Source organism: Thauera sp. WH-2 (genome assembly GCF_048321015.1).
GTDB lineage: Bacteria > Pseudomonadota > Gammaproteobacteria > Burkholderiales > Rhodocyclaceae > Thauera.
This window is the reverse complement of record NZ_JBLWFG010000003.1, coordinates 134966-153903: the sequence shown is the minus strand read 5'-3', so window position 1 is coordinate 153903 and position 18938 is coordinate 134966. Positions and strand designations below refer to the sequence as shown.

At 67.9% G+C, this 18938-nt stretch carries 15 protein-coding genes; 2 read left to right on the top strand and 13 right to left on the bottom strand.

All coding sequences use genetic code 11. From position 1 onward, the window contains the following. Positions 1–45: 45 nt before the first annotated feature. The gene (locus ACNKW1_RS07265; RefSeq protein ID WP_418363933.1) at positions 46–1485 is read right to left on the bottom strand and encodes an ATP-binding protein; all 1440 of its coding nucleotides are present in this window, start codon (positions 1483–1485) and stop codon (positions 46–48) included. Then, entirely contained in the window at positions 1475–2143 is a 669-nt protein-coding gene (locus ACNKW1_RS07260; RefSeq protein ID WP_418363932.1) for a response regulator transcription factor, read from the bottom strand. The genes ACNKW1_RS07265 and ACNKW1_RS07260 overlap by 11 nt, the downstream gene beginning before the upstream one ends. A gap of 130 nt (positions 2144–2273) precedes the next feature. Here ACNKW1_RS07260 and ACNKW1_RS07255 point away from each other — a divergent pair, with 130 nt between their 5' ends. Continuing rightward, positions 2274–3548, top strand: coding sequence for an MgtC/SapB family protein (locus tag ACNKW1_RS07255; RefSeq protein WP_418363931.1), 1275 nt, complete (start codon positions 2274–2276; stop codon positions 3546–3548). Between the two features lie 17 nt (positions 3549–3565). Here the strand turns inward: ACNKW1_RS07255 and ACNKW1_RS07250 are convergent, their stop codons facing one another. The 11 genes from ACNKW1_RS07250 to putA form a co-directional block, all read right to left on the bottom strand. Then, positions 3566–3733, bottom strand: coding sequence for a hypothetical protein (locus ACNKW1_RS07250; RefSeq protein ID WP_418363930.1), 168 nt, complete (start codon positions 3731–3733; stop codon positions 3566–3568). Beyond that, on the bottom strand, positions 3730–4935 hold the full coding sequence (locus ACNKW1_RS07245; protein WP_418363929.1) for a YeeE/YedE family protein: 1206 nt from the start codon (positions 4933–4935) through the stop codon (positions 3730–3732). Before ACNKW1_RS07245 ends, ACNKW1_RS07250 begins: the two co-directional genes overlap by 4 nt. Before the next feature lie 16 nt (positions 4936–4951). Next, positions 4952–5965 carry a sulfurtransferase gene (locus ACNKW1_RS07240; RefSeq protein WP_418363928.1) on the bottom strand — a complete coding sequence of 338 codons (1014 nt, stop codon included), beginning with the start codon at positions 5963–5965 and terminating at the stop codon, positions 4952–4954. Between the two features lie 221 nt (positions 5966–6186). Then, a complete protein-coding gene (locus tag ACNKW1_RS07235; RefSeq protein WP_418363927.1) occupies positions 6187–8190 on the bottom strand; it encodes a methyl-accepting chemotaxis protein in 2004 nt (667 codons plus the stop codon). A gap of 125 nt (positions 8191–8315) precedes the next feature. Next, positions 8316–9218 (bottom strand): DMT family transporter, encoded by a 903-nt coding sequence (locus tag ACNKW1_RS07230; RefSeq protein ID WP_418363926.1) that lies wholly within the window; start codon positions 9216–9218, stop codon positions 8316–8318. Positions 9219–9257: 39 nt separating this feature from the next. Beyond that, entirely contained in the window at positions 9258–9971 is a 714-nt protein-coding gene (locus ACNKW1_RS07225; RefSeq protein ID WP_418364090.1) for an ABC transporter ATP-binding protein, read from the bottom strand. Next, positions 9971–10858 (bottom strand): ABC transporter ATP-binding protein, encoded by an 888-nt coding sequence (locus ACNKW1_RS07220; RefSeq protein WP_418363925.1) that lies wholly within the window; start codon positions 10856–10858, stop codon positions 9971–9973. Before ACNKW1_RS07220 ends, ACNKW1_RS07225 begins: the two co-directional genes overlap by 1 nt. Then, entirely contained in the window at positions 10855–12186 is a 1332-nt protein-coding gene (gene livM, locus ACNKW1_RS07215) for a high-affinity branched-chain amino acid ABC transporter permease LivM (protein ID WP_418363924.1), read from the bottom strand. The genes ACNKW1_RS07220 and livM overlap by 4 nt, the downstream gene beginning before the upstream one ends. Further along, a complete protein-coding gene (locus tag ACNKW1_RS07210) occupies positions 12186–13100 on the bottom strand; it encodes an ABC transporter permease subunit (protein ID WP_418363923.1) in 915 nt (304 codons plus the stop codon). Before ACNKW1_RS07210 ends, livM begins: the two co-directional genes overlap by 1 nt. A gap of 144 nt (positions 13101–13244) precedes the next feature. Next, complete coding sequence (locus ACNKW1_RS07205; protein WP_418363922.1) at positions 13245–14339, bottom strand: branched-chain amino acid ABC transporter substrate-binding protein; 1095 nt, start codon at positions 14337–14339, stop codon at positions 13245–13247. 197 nt (positions 14340–14536) lie between these two features. Beyond that, entirely contained in the window at positions 14537–18256 is a 3720-nt protein-coding gene (gene putA, locus ACNKW1_RS07200) for a trifunctional transcriptional regulator/proline dehydrogenase/L-glutamate gamma-semialdehyde dehydrogenase (protein ID WP_418363921.1), read from the bottom strand. Between the two features lie 185 nt (positions 18257–18441). Here putA and ACNKW1_RS07195 point away from each other — a divergent pair, with 185 nt between their 5' ends. Further along, positions 18442–18909, top strand: a complete 468-nt coding sequence (locus tag ACNKW1_RS07195) for an Lrp/AsnC ligand binding domain-containing protein (protein WP_418363920.1) — start codon at positions 18442–18444, stop codon at positions 18907–18909. Positions 18910–18938: the final 29 nt, after the last annotated feature.

Below are 18938 nucleotides of genomic sequence, written 5' to 3'. Positions count from 1 at the left end.
TCGACCGCGGGGCGGTGGGCGCAGGCTCGCCGCCCCGCGGTCTTTTCAGGGGGCGGGCCGCGGATGGAGCGGGAGCCGGACGCGCACGCAGGTGCCGCAGCCCTGGGGTCCGTCGTCGATGTCGATGCGGCCACCATGGCTATGGACGATCTCGCGCGCGATCGACAGACCCAGCCCGCTGCCGCTGGCTGCAGCGGTACCGGCATGGCGGTAGAAGCGCTCGAAAACCTGTTCGCGCACGACGGGCGGAATACCCGGTCCATCGTCACAGACCTCGATCAGTACCGATTCCCCTGTGCGCGCGCAGCGCAGGCTGACGGTACCGTGCGTGCGCCCGTACTTCAGCGCATTGTCCATGAGGTTGGCGATCAGCTCCTGAAGCAAGGTCGGGTCTCCAGCGATGCGTAACGGTTCGCGCTCGATCCCAAGGTCGATCTGGCGTGCGTCGGCGCGCTCCACCCAGTCCTCGACCATCGCATCGATCAACGCGGCGAGATCGACCTCGGTGGCGTCGGCCATCAGGCGCTCTCCCGCCTCGGCGCGCGCGAGTGCGAGCAGCTGGTTGGCGAGCCGGGTGATGCGGGCAACCGAGTGCCGCAGGCGGGCGCGCGCTGCCGCGTCCGCTGGGCGTGACTCGAGCAGCTCGAGCTGAACCTGCAGGCCGGCGAGCGGGGTGCGCAGCTGGTGCGCGGCATCCTGCAGGAAGCTGCGCTGCTGTGCGTTGGCGGCACGCAGGCGGTCGAGCAGGCCATTGAGCGCGCCGATCACCTCGCGTACTTCCTGTGGCACGCCGGCCGGGTCGATGGGTGACAGGTCCGTGCCCGAGCGGGCGCGCAGCGAGCGCTCGAGGCGCGCGAGCGGCGCGAGGCCGCTGGGGATGCCGAAGCGTGCCGCCACGCCAGCGGCGATCAGCAGCAGCAGCGCTGCCCACGAAAACCCGGCGACCAGCCGGCCCATGGCCTCGTCGCGCTTGCCGAGGGTTTCCGCCACCGTGACGTAGAAACCGGCGGAGCCTTGGCTGCGGTACAGCCGGACCGCGCGGATGGGCTGACCGGCGTGGGTCAGGTCGCGAAAGACGGGGCGTGCGGCGGGTACGGTGGGTAGTATGGGGTAGGTGGGTTCCCTGCCGACCGGCGTGTAGGGGATCGGCAGGCTGGAGAGCGCGTCGAGGTCATCGAGCAGCGGCAACCCGGCGTCGCCGCCGAGCACGCGCCCCTGCCGTTCGCGAACACGAAAGTAGATGCGGTCGACGGCGTCGGTGCGCACGGCAGCTTCCACCTCGGGTGCGAGGCGGAGCGCCAGGCCGTCGGGTGTCGCATGTACATGGGTGGCGATGGCCTGTGCGAGGTTGAGGAGGTTGGCGTCGTAGGCATTGCCGACCACCCATCTCGCGCTGCTGTAGGCGACCGCGCCTGCGGTGAGGAGGAGCACGAGGGTGGGTGCGGCGAGGCTGCTGAAGAGCGTGCGGCGAAGGCTAGTCTGCACCGGCGGGACGCTCCCTGGCGCGCTCCAGCCGGTAGCCGAAGCCGCGTACGGTGCGGATCAGCAGGCCCGCCGCTTCGAGGCGGGGGCGCAGGCGCGAGACGTAGACCTCCAGCGCATTGCTGCTGCCTTCGCCCTGCAGTCGTTCTCTAGGCACGGTGCGTCCGTCTGCGCGTACCAGGGCTTCGAGCACCTCCCACTCCCGCCCGCTGAGGGCGAGCGGCTCGCCGGCCAACTCGGCCAGTCGGCCTTCGACGTCGAGCACCAGCGGGCCGAAGCCGACCGCCGGCGCTGCCGCGCTGCCACCACGCCGCTGGACGGCGCGCATGCGCGCACTCAGCTCGGCCAGCTCGAAGGGTTTGACCAGGTAGTCGTCGGCGCCCAGGTCGAGCCCGTAGATGCGGTCGTCGAGCGCATCGCGCGCGGTGATGAGGATCACCGGCATGCGCTGCCCGCGTTTGCGCATGCGGCGCACGAGCTCGTAGCCGTTCAGCCCGGGCAGGCCGACGTCGGCGAGGACGAAGTCGAAGGGCGCGGCCTGCAGGAGGCGGTCTGCGGTCAGGCCGTCATGCTCGACGCTGACCTCGTCGCCTTGGCCGCGGAGGAACTCCGCGACGCCCTCGGCAAGGGTGGGGTCGTCCTCGATGAGCAGCAACTGCATGGCGTCCTCTTCGGCAGGGCAGGGGCGAGGGCGCAATGCTATCCCGCCGCGGCAACGGCTGCACCCACCGCGCTCCGGCGCGTATCATGGTCCGACCCAGATCGACCCGGCGGCGATCCGCCCGAGCGCCATGTCCGACCTCCTGACTGCCAATACCGACCAGATCGAGGCCTTCCTGATCGCAACCGGCATCGGTCTGCTGATCGGCCTCGAGCGCGAGCGCGTGCCCTCCTCACGCGCCGGCCTGCGCACCTTTGCACTGGTCGGTCTGTTGGGCGCGTTGATGACCATGCTCGGGGAAGCCTTCGGCAGCGGTCTGCCCTTCGTCGCCGGCCTGCTGATCGTGGGGGCCACCATCATCGCCGCCTATCTGCGCCATCCCGACCCCACCGATCCGGGCACCACCTCGGTTGCAGCGCTGGTGCTGTGCTACGGGCTGGGGGCGGCGACATGGCTCGGCCATGCGCAGCAGGCGGTGATGCTCGCCGTGGGGGCGACCGTACTGCTGTACTTCAAGGCGCAGTTGCGTGGCATGGCGACGCGTCTCGACAGCCGGGACTGGATCTCGATCCTGCAGTTTGGCGTGCTCTCGCTGGTGATCCTGCCCATTCTGCCGAACGAGGAGATGGGTCCCTATGGCGCGCTCAATCCGAAGCAGATCTGGTGGATGGTGGTGCTGATCGCCGGGGTAGGGCTCGCCGGCTATACCGCGCTGCAACTGGCCGGGGTGCGCTATGGGGCGGTCTTTGTGGGGGTGTTCGGAGGGCTGGCTTCGAGTACGGCGACCACGGTGCTCTATGCGCGCCAGGCGCGCGAGCTGCCAAGCATGAACGCGATGGCGGCGCTGGTGATCGTGATGGCCAACCTCGTCATGGTGTTGCGCGTCGGGGTCGTTGCCACGCTGGTTGCGCCCTCGGTGGCGGGGGCGCTGATGCGGATCATCGCTCCGGCGCTTCTGCTCGGCGGGCTGGCTGCGATCTGGCACTGGCGGCAGATGCTCGAGCGCAGCGAGCCGGTCGTGCCTTCCACGTCCAACCCTGCCGAACTCAAGACCGCACTCGGGTTTGGCGCGCTCTATGCCCTCGTGCTGCTGGCCGCTGCCGCATTGTCCGACTACGCGGGCAGCCGCGGCCTCTACGTGCTGGCCCTGATCTCCGGCCTGACCGACGTCGATGCGATCACCCTTTCCAGTCTGCGACTCTTCGCGCTGGAGCGCCTGGCGCTGGAGGTCACGGTGACGGCGATCGGCATCGCGATGCTTGCCAACCTTGGGTTCAAGCTGGGCATGGCGGCCGTGATCGGCGGCCCCGCGCTTGCGCGCAAGGCCGCCGTGGGCATGGGCGGGGTCGGGGTCGGCCTGCTCGGTGGGCTGCTGTGGCTGGCGGGCAGCAACGGGCTGCTCTGAGGTACGCGGGCGCGGGCTCAACGCCCGGAGCAGTGCCCGCCCGACGCGGCCATTCCACTGCCGAATGCGATCGGAGGGGGTTCAACCCGGACGCTGCTGCTGGTCGCTGTATCGACCATGAGCAGGCCCAGGGCCAGCAGCCAGAACAGGGCCATGCCGGCGCGAAAGAGCGTGGTCTTGTTCATGCGGACGCCTCCTGTGCACTGATGCTACGGCGAATGCGCACGCCCACGATCGATCCTGCGAAGGCGAGTGCGAACCATACCCAGCCGTGCAGGCTGGCCGACGCGATGCCCCCCAGATAGGCGCCGACGTTGCAGCCGAAAGCCATGCGTGCGCTGTAGCCCATGACGAGGCCGGCGAGGGCCGCCGCGGCGAAGCGCCGGCTGGACGGCAGGCTGAAGCTGGCCGCGCCGCGCCAGCGGGATGCGGCGATCGCGCCATAGATCAGGCCGATGTTCGTTACCGAGGTCACATCGGCAAGAATGGGCTCCACCAGACGCTGTGCATGCGGGGCCGCGCCCCAGAATGCGTCGCCGGAAGGGTCCCAGCCAAGCGCAGCCATGGCTTTCGCGCCCCACACCCCCATGCCATACACGATGCCCCAAGGCTGGCCGGCGACCACGAGATGCAGCAGGTAGAGTACCGCCAGCAAGAGCGCGCCCAGCCACCAGCGTCGCGCCCAGCGCGTGGGGCGAGCGGGTGAGCTTGCGGGCACGAAGCTCGCGGTACCTGCGCGCAGGATCTGTTCGGCAACGCTTGCGGGAGAGGTGGCAGAGGCAGGTGTGGCAGAGGCGGGTGCCGTCTTGCGTGCACCACGGCCAGCCCACCAGGCGACCGTGCCGCAGGCGATGGTGGTCAGCGCGAGCGCAGTGGGCCACCCGAATGCCAGCAGATCGACCGCTGGCAGGCCGCCCAGTTCGACCCATGCGGGCTGGTGGGACGCGCCGAGGAAGCTGCCGAAGGCAAAGGTGGGAAGCACCACGAAGGACAGCGGCGAACCCGAGCCGGCCTTGTAGAGCGTGCCGGAGCCGCAGCCGTCGGCCAGCTGCATGGCTGCTCCGAACAGGAAAGCCCCGAGCACCAGGCTGATGGTCAGCGGCGCCACCGCGCCGACGAGCTCACCACCGCTGCCGGCGATGAGCGGCAGGGTCAGTGCGGCTGCCAGGACCATGAGCAGCATCTGCGCCCACAGGCCCTGCGGGTCGCGGCGTTCGATGTAATCGCGCCAGCCGGTGGTGAAGCCGAAGCGCGCAGCTTGCAGCACGGCACCGAAACCGATGCCGAGCAGGGCGAGCAGCCCCTGGCGTACCCCGGCGGCCAGCGTCACCGCGAGCACGCCGGCAAGCCCCCCGGCGATCAGGAAGGAGCGGTTGATCCAACGCATCGAAACCTCCCCGCCCTTACTTGTCGAACGCGCGCTTGACGTCCTGCACCAGCGCCGTCACGCGCGAGGGCTGGTTCTCCATCGCCCGCTCCGACTGGCTCCACTCCACGACCGAGGCCGGATACAGCTTGACCGACTTGTTGCCGGCGATCTCGGACATCACGAACCAGTTGGTCGCCGCCCAGTGGCCGGTGTTGCAGAAGGAGACCGCCGGTGCAGCGTCCGCACCGGACAGGGCGACCAGCGCCTTGAGTTCGCTCGCGGGCTTGAGTGTGGTGCCCCCCTTGGGGAAGAACTGCGCATTGTCGAACGACTTGGCCCCGGGGAGGGTGCCGTACCGGGCGGCGGCATCTACCCGTGCCTCGCCGCTGAAGAAGCGTGCCGGGCGGGCGTCAACGAGCAGGGGGGTGTTCCCGGACTGCAGCGCCGCGGCGAGCTCGTCGCTGGTCACGATCTGCTCCTGGTCGTAACGATAGACGAACCGGGTGGGCGTCACCTGCGGAACTGCGCTTTCCAGCGCTCCGCCGGCAGCCTGCCAGGCCTTGGTGCCGCCGTCGAGAATGGACAGCCGGCTCAGGCCACCGACCTTGAGCGTCCAGTAGACGCGCGCGGCCGCGCCGAAGTCGGTGTGGTCGGCGCCCGCATGCGCGACGACCACATGTGTGTCGCGGTCGATGCCTGCGACCTGAAGCAATGCGGTCAAGGCATCTTCCGACTGCAGCTGGCCAGGGTTCTCCTTCGGCCCGCGGAACTTGCCGTAAGGCGTGTGGATGGCGCCGGGGATGTGGCCCGCGGCGTAGTCCTTGTCGGCGCGGATGTCGAGCACGCGGACCCCGGGGGCGCCGAGCAGGGCCTTCAGCGCTGCTGGTTGCAGGAGCGGGGCAGGCGCGGCGGCGAGCGACTCCGTCGTCGCGGCAGCCGTGTGGGCCGGGTGGGCGAGGTCCGGGTTGGCGAGGGCGGGGGCGGTGAGGGTGAGGCTGCCGCCGGTGAGTGCGAGTGCGAGCGCGAGGGGTGCGAGTTTCTTCAGCATGATCGGACCTTCCTTGAATGCGATTCGAAGCACGGGCCGCCGATGTGGGCAGGGCACGCGTTGACGGAGCGCAGACTACGGGAAAGCCTTAATGCGTTGAAGTGCTCTGATGTCTTTTAAAAAGAACTATTGGTTATTTGTTGCGGGTGGTCCAGCGATGAGAGGCCTGCGGCGAGATCCCCGATATCGTGCGGTGGATCTCGGCCACAGATTCACCCCGCTCAGGTGCGGAAGCGCTCGACCAGGCCAGAAAGCGCGGTGGCGACGCGGGTGAGTTCCTCTGCGGTTCTTGCACTTTCGTGCGCCGAGCCGCTGTTTTGCTCGGTCATCGCGGCAATGCGTTCGGCATTGGATGCGACCTGCTGGATGGCAAGATCCTGCTCGCGGATGGCGTCGGCCATGCCCTGCACGCTCTGCGCAACCTGCTCCGAACTGTCACCGATGCTGCGCAGGGCCGTCTCGGTACGCGATACGAGCTCCAGGCTACCGCTGACGTTCTCGCCCGCGGACTGCATCGAGGTGACCGTACCGCCGATATGCTGCTGGATCTCACCGATCAGGCCGCTGATCTCCTGGGTGGATGCGGCCGTGCGCTCGGCGAGCTTGCGCACCTCGTCCGCGACCACGGCGAAACCGCGGCCCTGCTCCCCAGCGCGCGCGGCCTCGATCGCGGCGTTGAGGGCGAGCAGGTTGGTCTGTTCGGCGATTTCGCGGATGGCGCTGACGATGCCGCCGATCTGCTTGGAGCTCGAGGCGAGGGACTCGACATCGTCCTGCGAGGCGCGCACCTGACCGGCGGCATCTTCGACGCGCTTGACCATCTCCTGCATGATGCCCAGCGCTGCCTTCGTTTCATCCGAGGCCTTGTCGACGAGTTCGGCCGCCACCGCGGCGCGCGATGCCGTCTCGCTGACGCTGCTCGAAACCTCGGTGGCAGCAGCGGCTACGGTTGCGGCAGCTTCGGCCTGGGTGCCTGCGCTGCGGCTGAGCTGTGCGCTCGAGGCCGAGATCGCCGTGGCTGCGGACGACACCCCTTGGCTGGAACTGCGGGCTTCGGACAGGATCTGGCGGAAGCTGTCGATGAGGCGATTGAAGGCCTGCGCGGTGCGCTGCACCTCGGCTACGCCGGCGACCGGGACGCGGCGGGTGAAGTCCTCGTCGCTGGCGATCTGCTCCGCGATCTGCACGGCCTGGGTGAGCGGGCGGCTGATGCTGCGCCCGAGCAGGATCGAGATGAGCAAGGTGGCGGCGATGGCGATGACCGACAGGCCGATGGTGACGGACAGGGTCTGCGTGCTCTTCGCGACCAGTTGTTCGGCCATTGCGGCGATCTCATCACAGACCTGCTGCTCGAGCCGGTAGAGGCGGTCGATGTAGGCGGTACTGGTTGCGAACCACTCCGCACCCTGGATCCCGAATTCGCCGTAGGCCTGGCGCTCGCTCATTACGTTGCGCATGCGCGCGACGGCCTCGCGCTCGGGCGAGGCCTCGATCTCACGCAGGACCGCTTGGGCATCCGTGCCCGCCATCGAGTTGAAGATCTCGAAGAAGGCTTGCTGGCGGTAGATGCGCTCCTGAATGGCGCGATACTGCTCCGAGGTGACCCAGTCCGTGCCGAAGGCCTGAGTGCCGAGGGCGCGTTCCTGGCCGGCGGCTTCCTTCGCACGGATGAGCGCTTCGAGCGCCGAGGCGTGCTGCCCGATCACCGGGTCGGTGTTGAACTGCGCGGCCGTGCCCACGAGCTGGATCAGCGCGTTGATGACGCTGGTGTAGTAGCGGGTGCTTTCGCCCGCGCCGATGCTCAGCTGCTGCGCCTGCGTGCGGATCTCGGCGAGCTGCTGCAGATGCCCCTCGATGTCGGCGACAAGCTTCTCTGCCGCGGGGGTGTCTGCCGTGATCGTCTGCTGGTGTCGACTACGAAACTGTGCGACTGCCGTGTCTGTCACCTGCCGGAAGCCAGGCAGGGCATCACGTAACTGCTGTCCCGATGAGCTGATGAAGCCGCCAGTGGCACCGCGCTCGACCTGCAGGCGGTGGATCAGCTCGCTGGTCGCGGCGCTGAGCCTCGACAGGCGCTCGGTGGTTTCGGCCGAGTGCGAACGCTCCTGGGCCGACTGCCCCAGCAGTACGGCAAAGACGATGATGACGAGCAGCGGCAAGGCAACGATGACGCCGAGACGGCTGGCGATCGCCCGGGACGGGCGGATGTGGGTAGCGGGTTCCATCTGCGTTCCTTGGTGCGGGCGGTGAGGTGCTGCGGATCCTTCGGGCGGCGATTCAGCCGCCTGGATCAGGTACGACAAGTTATCGTCACGGCTGCGCGAGACTTTAGCGTGGGCTTGCCAGGCGCTCAGCCCTTCTCGCCCTTTGCCGCCAGGTAGATCCCCACCAGCAGCAGGCTGAAACCGACGAACTGCAGCGGCGCAAAGCCTTCGCCGAAAATGAGGAAGGCCATCAGCGCGCTACCCACCGGTTCCCCGAGCGTGACCACCGCGACGAAGGTGGCGGACACGTAGCGTAGCGACCAGTTGTAGGCAGTGTGGCCGAGCAGTTGCGGGCCCACCGCCATTGCGAGCAGGACCAGCCAGGCGGTGCCCGACAGGGCGATGAGCTCCACCCCACCCACGCCGCTGGCGGCGAAGAGAAACAGCGCCGCAGCGCCATAGGCCAGCCAGATGTAGGCAGGCAACCCGAGCCCGGCGCGCAGCCGGCGCCCGATCAACAGGTAGGCGGAAAAACACCAGCTCCCGATCAGTGCCAGCAGGTTGCCCAGCATCGGGTTGCTGCCTGCGCCGGCGGTCTGGCTGTCGCTCCAGAAGATGAACAGGCTGCCGGCGAAGGACAGCGCGATGCCGCCGATCATCATCCGCGTCGGGGTCTCGCGGAAGATCAGGAAGGAAGCCAGGCCGATCCAGAGCGGGTTGGTGGTGACGAGCGCGGTGCTGGAGGCGACCGAGGTGTATTCCAGCGAACTGATCCAGGTAGCGAAGTGCAGGGCGAGAAAGAAGCCCGCCACCAGCGCCATGCCGATCTGCCTGCGGGTGAGCCGTGCCAGTTCGTGGCGCGATTGCAGCAGGGCGATCGGGGTGATGATCAATGCCGCGAGCCCCAAGCGCCAGGTCGCCACGGTAAGGGAGCTGACACCCTCAGCCTGGGCGAGGCGGGCGAAGATGGCGCCGAAGGAGATTGCGGTGAGGCCGATGCCGAGGACGACGAAAGGCAGCCAGCGGGCGGGTTGGGAGGTGTCGGACATGGATTCGCGCGAAACGGGAGGGCTGCGGATGATCGCCGATCAGGCGTGCCCGCCCTCCAGGTAGGCTGCACGCACTTCCGTACTCGCCAGCAGTTCGGCCCCGGTGCCGGCGAGGGTGATCTCGCCGTGCTGCAGCACGTAGCCGCGGTCGGCCACGCGCAGGGCCTGGTTGGCGTTCTGCTCGACGAGCAGGATGGTCATGCCGTGGTCGCGGTTGAGTTCGCGGATGATCTGGAACACCTTGCGGATGTAGATCGGCGCCAGCCCGAGTGAAGGCTCGTCGAGCAGCAGCAGCTTGGGGCGGCTCATCAGCGCGCGGCCGATCGCGAGCATCTGCTGTTCCCCGCCCGACAAGGTGCCGGCGCGTTGCGTGCGTCGCTCCTCGAGAATGGGAAACATCGCAAACACGCGCGCGATGTCGGCATCGTAGTTCGCCGGGTCGGCATGCGCCGTTCCCATCTGCAGGTTCTCGATCACCGTCATGCGCGGAAAGATGCGCCGGCCTTCGGGCACCAGGGCGATGCCGCGACGGGCGATCTCGTGGGTATGGACGCGGGTGATGTCCTCGCCGTCGAACACGATGCGCCCCGCGCTGGCCTTGGGGTTGCCGAACAGGCTCATCATCAGCGTGGATTTTCCGGCGCCGTTGGCACCGATCAGGGTGACGATCTCCCCGACCTGAACCTCGATGTCGATGCCGCGCAGTGCGTGGATATGTCCGTAATGGGCGTGCACGCCCTCCATCGTGAGCATCATGCCGGCTGCCCCCCCTTGCGTGTCTCGGTCATGCCTTCCTCGGCAAGTTTCTCGGCGATGCCCGCTTCGGCTTCTTCCTCGTCCTCGCCGAGGTAGGCCTTGATCACCTCCGGGTTGTTCCGGACCTCCTCGGGTGTGCCTTCGGCGATCTTGCGCCCGTAGCTGATCACGCCGATGTGGTCGGAGACGTTCATCACCACGCTCATGTCGTGCTCGATGAGCAGGATCGCGATGCCCAGTTCGCCGCACAGGTAGAGCAGCAGCTCGTTGAGTTCGGCCGATTCGCGCGGGTTGAGGCCGGCCGCCGGTTCGTCCAGGCACAGCAGAACCGGGTCGACGCACAGCGCACGTGCGATCTCGATGCGGCGCTGGATGCCGTAGGGCAGGTCGCCTGCGGCGTGGTCGGCGAGGTGGGTGAGCTTGAGCCTTTCGAGCCACATCGCTGCGCGCTCGATCGCCTGCCTCTCCGCCTGGCGGTAGCCGGGCAGCTTGAAGATCCCGGCGATGGAGAATCTCGAGGCGCGCTGCAGCACGTTGTGCTGGGCGACGATGAGGTTCTCCAGCACCGTCATTTTCGGGAACAGGCGGATGTTCTGGAAGGTGCGCACCACCTGGGCGTCGCGCGCGACCCGGTGGCTGGGCAGCTTCTCCAGCAGTATCTCGCCGCGCACGGGATGTGCCAGGCGCAGCGTGCCGGTGGTCGGCTTGTAGAAGCCGGTGAGGCAGTTGAACAGCGTGGTCTTGCCCGCGCCATTGGGGCCGATGATGCCGGTGATGCGGCCGGCCGGCACCTCGAGCGACAGATCGTCGATCGCGGTCAGACCGCCGAAGCGCATGGTCAGCTGGCGCACCGACAGCAGGGTGCCCTTGTCGTGTGCGCTCATCGTGCGCCCTCCTTGTCGCTGGCGGCGGCGCCCGCAGGCTGCAGGCGTACCGTGGGTTCGCGGTGCGACAGCAGGCCGCCGGGCTTCCACACCATGATCAGCACCATCGCAGCGCCGAACAGCAGCATGCGGTACTCGGAGAAGTTGCGCCCGAACTCGGGGATCAGCACCAGCAGCGTTGCCGCAAGCACCACGCCCATTTGCGAGCCCATGCCGCCCAGTACCACGATGGCGAGGATGATCGCCGACTCGGTGAAGGTGAAGCTCTCCGGCGAGATGAAGCCCTGGCGCGCGGCGAAGAACACCCCGGCGAAGCCGCCCAGCATGGCGCCGATGGCGAAGGCCGAGAGCTTGATGTTGGTGGTGTTCATGCCCATGGCCTGGCAGGCGATCTCGTCCTCGCGGAGTGCCTCCCAGGCGCGGCCGACGGGCAGTTTGCGCAGCCGCGACACGAACGCGTGGGTGAGCAGGGCCAGCACCAGGATCAGGTAGTAGAGGAAGATCAGCCGGTGCATGGCCGAGAACTCCAGGCCGAAGAAGCTGGCGAAGGTCTGTGTGCCTTCCGGTGCGCTGCGGGTGAACTCGAGGCCGAAGAAGCTTGGGCGCGGGATCGAGCTGATCCCGTTGGGGCCGCCGGAGAATTCGGTCCAGTTCACCAGGATCACACGGATGATCTCCCCGAAGCCCAGCGTGACGATGGCGAGATAGTCGCCACGCAGGCGCAGGATCGGATAGCCCAGGAGGATGCCGAAGCTGGCCGCGAGTACGCCGGAGACGGGCAAGGCCTCCCAGAAGCCCCAGCCGTACTGGGTGGACAGTAGCGCGTAGGAATAGGCGCCCACCGCGTAGAAGGCGACGTAGCCCAGGTCGAGCAGGCCCGCGAGTCCCACGACCACGTTGAGGCCCCAGCCCAGCATCACGTAGATCAGCACCGTGGTGGCGGTGTCGACCACATAGCGGTTGTCGGAGTACACGATGGGCAGCGCGATCGAGGCGCCGAGCGCCACCCAGCCCAGGATGTTGACCACCTTCTGCGCGCCATGTGCACGTTGCGCGGCGGTGGTGGTGCTGGCCTGCTCGCGGGCGAGCTTGCGGTTGCGCATGTGGTCGATGCCCCAGCGCAGCAACAGGCGCCCCGCGAAGGCGGCGGTGACGAAGGCTGCGAGCAGGCCGAAGCGGGTGTCGACCGCCAGTCGCCCGCCCACGTCCACTGTGGTCAGGCCGATCAGCGGCACGCCGAGGATGAGACCCACGAAGGCTACCCAGCCGGCGTCGCGCAGACGCTCGGCGGGGGTCATGGCATGGCGGGCGAAGACGATGGTGCTCATCAGACCTTCTCCACTTCAGGCCGGCCGAGCAGGCCGGAGGGGCGCAACATCAGCACCAGGCACAGGATGCTGAAGGTGGCGACGTCCTTGTATTCCGCCCACAGGTAGGCGGCCCAGAAGGACTCGATGAGCCCGATCAGCAGCCCGCCCAGCATGGCCCCCGGCAGCGAGCCGATGCCGCCCAGCACCGCGGCGGTGAAGGCCTTGATGCCGGCGAGGAAGCCGATGAAGAAATCCACCACGCCGTAGTACACCGTCACCATCACCCCGGCGACCGCAGCCAGCGCCGCGCCGAGCATGAAGGTGTAGGAGATGGTGCGGTCCACATTGACCCCGAGCAGCCCCGCCATGGTGCGGTCCTGTTCGCAGGCGCGCTGCTGGCGGCCGAAGGGGGTCTGCGTGATCATCCACGTGAAGGCGGTCATCAGGATCACGGTCGTGACGATGATCAGCATCTGGCTCCAGCCGATCTGCACCGTGAAGGCGGGGTTGTCCCACAGCACGATGCCGCCCTCGAGCACCGGTGGGATCGGCTTGACGCGCGCACCCTGGGTGAGCTGCACGGTGTTCTGCAGGAAGATCGACATGCCGATCGCGGAAATGAGCGGCGCCAGCCGCGTCGAGCCGCGCAGCGGGCGGTACGCGGTGCGCTCGACCGCCCAGCCGTAGGCTGAGGTGAAGAAGATCGCCACAATCAGCACGAAGGTGAGTGCGAGCGGGATCGAGGTCACGTCGGCTGCGGCGAGGATGGTAAAGGCGGTGATCGCGATGAACGCGCTCACCATGAAGATGTCGCCATGGGCGAAGTTGATCATGCCGATGATGCCGTACACCATCGTGTAGCCGATGGCGATGAGGCCGTACATGGCGCCGAGCGTGAGCCCGTTGATCAGTTGCTGGAGTGCGTAGGCCACGATGTCTCCCGTGGAGGCACGATGGCGCCCGCGCCGGTGTGGCCGATGCGGGTGCCGGGTGCCGTCTTGTCGTTTGATTGCAGGGTCGCCTCCCGCCTCGTGGGCGGAGGGCGACCGATGCCCCGGACAGTCCGGGGCGGGTGATTACTGCGCGTAGTCGTACTGGCCGCCCTGCCAGCGATAGACCACGAAGCCCGGCGCCTTCTGGTCGCCCTTGGCGTCGAAGGACAGCTCGCCGATCACGGTGTTGAAGCTGCCGCCACGCATCGCCTTCTCGAGGTCGGCGTATTGGGTGCTCTTGGCTGCGGTGGCGGCCTGCTCGAAGAGCTGGAAGGCAGCGTAGGCGTAGAGCACATAGCCTTCGGGCTCGACCTTGGCGGCGCGGAACTTCTCCACCACCGGGGCAGCGTCGGCGTTCTTGCGCGGGTCGGGCGAGAAGGTGAACAGCACCTTGTCCGCAGCCGGGCCGGCAGCGGTGACGAGCTCGGAGTTGGTCATGGTGTCGCCGCCCATCACGGTCAGGTCGAGGCCGGCGGCCTGGGCCTGGCGCAGGATGAGCGCAACCTCGGTGTGGTAGCCGCCGTAGGCCATCACCTCGACGCCGGCCTGCTTGAGCTTGGTGACCAGGCCCGAGTAGTCCTTCTCGCCGGCAGTGATCGCCTCGCGCAACGTCGGCTTGAGACCCTTGGCTTCCATCGCCTTGGCCATCTCGTCGGCCAGGCCCTTGCCGTAGGCGCTCTTGTCGTCGACCACGGCGGCCTTCTTGCCGGCGAACTTCTCGGCGATGTAGCTGCCCGCCACCAGGCCCTGCTGGTCGTCACGGCCCATGATGCGGAAGATGTTGTTCAGCCCGCGCTCGGTGACCTGCGGGTTGGTCGACACCGTGGCCATCAGGATGTCGGCTTCGTTGTACACCTCGGAGGCGGGGATGGTCGAGCTCGAGCACCAGTGGCCGTGCATGAACACGATGTTCTTGTTGACCATGGTGTTCGCCACCGACACCGCCTGCTTGGGATCGCAGGCGTCGTCGCCCACCTCCAGCTTGAGCTTCTCGCCGAGCACACCGCCACGTGCGTTGATGTCGGCGATGGCCATTTCCGCGCCCTTGCGGATCTGGTCGCCGGCCGATGCGTACTGGCCGGTCATGGGGCCGGCGATCGCCACGGAAAGATCTGCGAGGGCGGCGGAGGAAAAGCCGCCTAGTGCGAGCACGGCGGTTGCGAGCAGGGTTTTCTTCATGAAACGTCTCCTTCTTGGCTGTGGTTATGGCCTTGGTTCGGGCATCGGGCTCGTGTGCGGAGCCGTTTGCGGCCGCCTAAGGTAAGCGAATTCTCCGGAATTACCATCCGTGCTGGCCCTAGCTGCGGGGGCTTCGCCGGAGATGAACTTCCCCTAGGGTGTAGCCCTAGGGGAAGGTTCTGCGGACCCGGGGGCGTTCAGGCCCCCATCGCCATCAGGCTGGCGTTACCGCCCGCGGCTGCGGTATTGATCGATAGCGTGCGCTCATGCACGAGGCGGGCGAGGTCGTAATCCGGGTTGGGCTGCAGCAACTGGACGATGGGCCCCTTGCGGGCGGCGATGCGCACACGCAGTGCGTCAGCCTCGGTCTCGGGGCCCTCGAACAGCACTGCACCAATGGCCTTTTCGGCCCAGCCTGCATCGAGGGTGATCCGGGTTTGCAATGCCTGGGGCAGTGCCTCGTACACGGCGCGAGCGGCCGCCTTGTCGTCCAGCAGCAGGTGATTGCCACTGGCGAGTGCGGCCATGACCTGATGCAGCACGCCGGTGCGGTGCCCGGCCACGCCGGCGATCGTGCCGCGCGCGGTGAAGCGCAGGCTGTCCTCCTCGCCCGTGGGGCCGGGCAGGGTCAGGCGCAGGCCGCTGAGGCTGCGCGCGCGGCAGGCATCGGCGCGGTCGCGCAGCACGGCCAGTTCGTCACCCTCCACCAGACTGCGGCCGTCGCCGTCCAGCCAACCCAGGAAGCGTTCGAGCGCCTGGTCGGCCGCGCGAGCCTCTTCGTCCTCGCCCACCGTGCATGCGCCATCGGCCAGCGCAGGGCCGGGCGTGCGGGCCAGCAGCCGGTGCAGGTAGAGCGGGCCGCCCGCCTTGGGTCCGGTGCCCGAAAGCCCTTCGCCGCCGAAGGGCTGTACGCCAACGACCGCACCGATGATGTTGCGGTTCACATACAGGTTGCCGACATGGGCGCGTGCGGCGACGCGCTCGACCGTCTCGTCGATGCGCGTGTGCACCCCCATGGTGAGGCCGTAGCCGCTGGCATTGATCGCGTCGATCAGCGTGTCGAGCTCGGCGGCGCGGTAGCGCAGCACGTGCAGGATGGGGCCGAACTGCTCGCGGCCGAGTGCGGATAGCGCGTCGATCTCGATGATGGTCGGTGCGACGAAGGTGCCATGCGCGCACCCGGCAGGCAGGGGAAGGCGGGTGACGCGCGCGCCCTTCGCCTGCATCGCGGCAACGTGGGCTTCCAGGCCGGCACGGGCGTCGTCGTCGATGACCGGACCGACGTCCACGCGTACGTCCGCAGGGTCGCCCAGGGCCAGCTCGTCGAGCGCGCCGCGCAGCATGTGCAGCACGCCGTCGGCGATGTCGTCCTGCAGGCAGAGCACGCGCAGTGCCGAGCAGCGCTGGCCGGCAGAGTCGAAGGCGGAGGCGAGGACGTCGGCCACCACCTGCTCGGGCAGCGCCGTGGAGTCGACGATCATCGCGTTCTGTCCGCCGGTCTCGGCGATCAACGGGATATCGCCACCGCGCTCGGCAAGTGTGCGGTTGATCAGCGTTGCGACCTCGGTGGAGCCGGTGAACATCACCCCGCGCACGCGGGTGTCGGCCACCAGCGTGGCGCCGACCGTTTCGCCACGGCCAGGCAGCAGCTGCAGCGCTGCGGTCGGCACCCCGGCTTCGTGCAGCAGGCGCACCGCATGGGCCGCGATCAGCGGAGTCTGCTCGGCCGGCTTGGCCAGTACCGGGTTGCCGGCGGCAAGCGCGGCGGCGGCCTGGCCGGTAAAGATGGCGAGCGGGAAATTCCACGGGCTGATGCATAGCACCGGGCCGAGCGGCACATGACTGGCGGCATCGAAGCCGCGCGCCTGCTGGGCGTAGTAGCGCAGGAAGTCGACCGCCTCGCGCAACTCGGCGACGGCATTGGCCCAGGATTTGCCGGCCTCGCGGATTGCGAGTGCGAGCAGGGTGTCGGTGTCCCGCTCGAACAGATCGGCGGCGCGCACCAGTGCATCGCAGCGCTCGGTTGCCGGGGTGGAGGCCCACTCGGCTGCCGCGGCGCTGGCGGCGGCCAGCGCCCGCTCGATGTCGTCGGCGCTTGCTTCGGCAGCATTGCCGACGGTGTCCTGGTGGTTGGCGGGGTTGTGTATCGGCAGTGCGGTAGCGGGGGTAATCTTGCCGGCGACCACCGGCCCGCCTGTGAAGGCGCTTGTGCGAGAGGCGGCGAGTGCCATGACGATCCGTGCGCGCACCGGCTCGCTGGCGAGGTCGACGCCGGCGGAGTTGGTGCGCTGTGCGCCGAACAGTTCGGCCGGCAGCGGGATCTTCGGATGCGGCGCGCCCGCAAGCGGCGCAGCCTGCTCAACCGGGTCAGCGATCAGCTCTTCGACTGGCACGCGCTCATCTACGATGCGATTGACGAAGCTGGTGTTGGCACCGTTTTCGAGCAGGCGGCGCACGAGGTAGGCGAGCAGGGTCTCGTGGCTGCCCACCGGCGCGTAGATGCGCACCATGCGGTGGCGGTCGGCACGGCCGACGATCTGGTCGTAGAGCGGCTCGCCCATGCCGTGCAGGCACTGGAACTCGTAGTCACCCGGCTGCCAGGGGCGGCCGTCGGCGGCGGCGAGGTGGAAGATTGCTGCCAGCGAGTGTGCGTTGTGGGTGGCGAACTGCGGGTAGATCACGTCGCGCGCAGTGAGCAGCTTCTTCGCGCAGGCAAGGTAGGCGACGTCGGTGTAGACCTTGCGGGTATAGACGGGGTAGCCGCCAAGACCGTCGATCTGTGCGCGCTTGATCTCGGCGTCCCAGTATGCGCCCTTGACCAAGCGCACCATCATGCGCTGGCCGCTTCGGCGTGCGAGGTCGATGACGAAGTCGAGCACGAAGGGCGCCCGCTTCTGATAGGCCTGCACGACGAAGCCCAGACCGCTCCAGCCGGCGAGTGCATCGTCGGTGGCAAGCGCCTCGAGCAGGTCGAGCGAAAGATCGAGACGCTCGGCTTCCTCGGCGTCGATGTTGAGGCCGATGTCGTAGCCCCGTGCCTGCAGGCACAGGGTCTTGAGCCTGGGCAGCAGCTCGGCGAGCACACGCTCGCGCTGCGACCAGGTGTAGCGCGGGTGCAGGGCCGAGAGCTTGACCGAGATGCCGTTGCCATCGACCACGCCGCGGCCCTTCGAAGCCTGCCCGATGGCGTGGATGGCGCTTTCGTAGTCCTTGAAGTAGCGCTCGGCGTCTGCGGCGGTCATCGCGGCCTCGCCCAGCATGTCGAAGGAGTAGCGGTAGCCCTTCTTCTCATGCTCGCGGCCGCGCTTGAGGGCTTCGTCGATGTCGCGGCCGGTGACGAACTGCTCGCCCAGCATGCGCATCGCAAGGTCCATGCCTTTGCGGATCAGCGGCTCTCCACCGCGCGCCATCAGCCGGGTGAGCGCCGAAGACAGACCCTCCTCGCTGCTGGTCGACACCAGTCTGCCGGTGATCAGGAGGCCCCAGGTTGCGGCGTTGACGAACAGTGAGGGGCTGTTGCCGATGTGCGCGCGCCAGTCGCCGTCGGCGAGCTTGTCGCGGATCAGACGGTCGGCTGTCGCCTTGTCGGGCACGCGCAGCAGCGCTTCGGCCAGGCACATCAGTGCCACGCCTTCCTGGCTGGAAAGCGAGAACTCCTTCATCAGCGCATCCACGCCCGAGGAGCGGGTGCGGGTGGCGCGCAGGCCGCTCACCAGATCATGGGCGAGGCGGTGTACCCCGTCGCGCAGGGTATCGGGGATGCGGGCAGATTCGATCAGCCCGGGGATGCACTCCGGTTCCGGACTGCGCCAGGCTGCGTCGATCGCAAGGCGAAGCGCACTCCGCGGGCGCTCGGGCAGGGCCGCCGTGCTGGGGGCGATGGGGGCGGCACAAGGCTGGGTCTGGATCGGTGTCACGGCCGGGGCTCCGTCGGGGGCTTGCGAGGGGCTTGTGCAGGGAGGCTGCGAAGCGCGTCGCACATGTCTTCAATAGGCCGCATTCTTTGCGAAAAACTGGAGTTAATGGCTCCAAAATTTGCATTTATAAAGTCATAATTCCCGAATTGAACCCTACTTGCAGGCAGAACGCCTGTTGCGCCGCAATGGATCGCATCGATCAGAAGATTCTCGCTGAACTCCAGGCCGATGCCCGCCTGTCCATCGTCGAGCTGTCACGCCGGGTTGGCCTGACCAAGACGCCCTGTGCCGAGCGGATCCGCCGCCTTGAGAAAGCCGGGGTGATTCGCGGCTATCATGCAGCGCTCGACCCTGCGGCGGTGGGAGCCGGCCACATCGTGGTCGTGCAGGTGCTGCTGACCAGCACGACCGAGCAGGATCTGCGCCGCTTCAACGAGGCCGTGCGGCGCATTCCCGAGATCGAGTCCTGCTTGATGATCGCGGGCGATTTCGACTATCTGCTGAAGGTGCGCACCCGTGATATCAACGAGTATCGCCGCGTGATGGGTGAGCAGATCTCGAGCTTGCCCTGCGTGAAGCAGACCCACACCTACGTGGTCATGGAGGCGGTGAAGGACGAGCATCGCCTACCGCTGCGTCCGCTTCTCGGGTGACCCGGTTTTTGCTCTCGACGCAATGGGCG

Bases quoted from the DNA above. Each gene is read 5' to 3' on its own strand.
- ACNKW1_RS07260 (WP_418363932.1), bottom strand. From the start codon at position 2,143: ATGCAGTTGCTGCTCATCGAGGACGACCCCACCCTTGCCGAGGGCGTC.
- ACNKW1_RS07255 (WP_418363931.1), top strand. From the start codon at position 2,274: ATGTCCGACCTCCTGACTGCCAATACCGACCAGATCGAGGCCTTCCTG.
- ACNKW1_RS07250 (WP_418363930.1), bottom strand. From the start codon at position 3,733: ATGAACAAGACCACGCTCTTTCGCGCCGGCATGGCCCTGTTCTGGCTG.
- ACNKW1_RS07245 (WP_418363929.1), bottom strand. From the start codon at position 4,935: ATGCGTTGGATCAACCGCTCCTTCCTGATCGCCGGGGGGCTTGCCGGC.
- ACNKW1_RS07240 (WP_418363928.1), bottom strand. From the start codon at position 5,965: ATGCTGAAGAAACTCGCACCCCTCGCGCTCGCACTCGCACTCACCGGC.
- ACNKW1_RS07235 (WP_418363927.1), bottom strand. From the start codon at position 8,190: ATGGAACCCGCTACCCACATCCGCCCGTCCCGGGCGATCGCCAGCCGT.
- ACNKW1_RS07230 (WP_418363926.1), bottom strand. From the start codon at position 9,218: ATGTCCGACACCTCCCAACCCGCCCGCTGGCTGCCTTTCGTCGTCCTC.
- ACNKW1_RS07225 (WP_418364090.1), bottom strand. From the start codon at position 9,971: ATGCTCACGATGGAGGGCGTGCACGCCCATTACGGACATATCCACGCA.
- ACNKW1_RS07220 (WP_418363925.1), bottom strand. From the start codon at position 10,858: ATGAGCGCACACGACAAGGGCACCCTGCTGTCGGTGCGCCAGCTGACC.
- livM (WP_418363924.1), bottom strand. From the start codon at position 12,186: ATGAGCACCATCGTCTTCGCCCGCCATGCCATGACCCCCGCCGAGCGT.
- ACNKW1_RS07205 (WP_418363922.1), bottom strand. From the start codon at position 14,339: ATGAAGAAAACCCTGCTCGCAACCGCCGTGCTCGCACTAGGCGGCTTT.
- ACNKW1_RS07195 (WP_418363920.1), top strand. From the start codon at position 18,442: ATGGATCGCATCGATCAGAAGATTCTCGCTGAACTCCAGGCCGATGCC.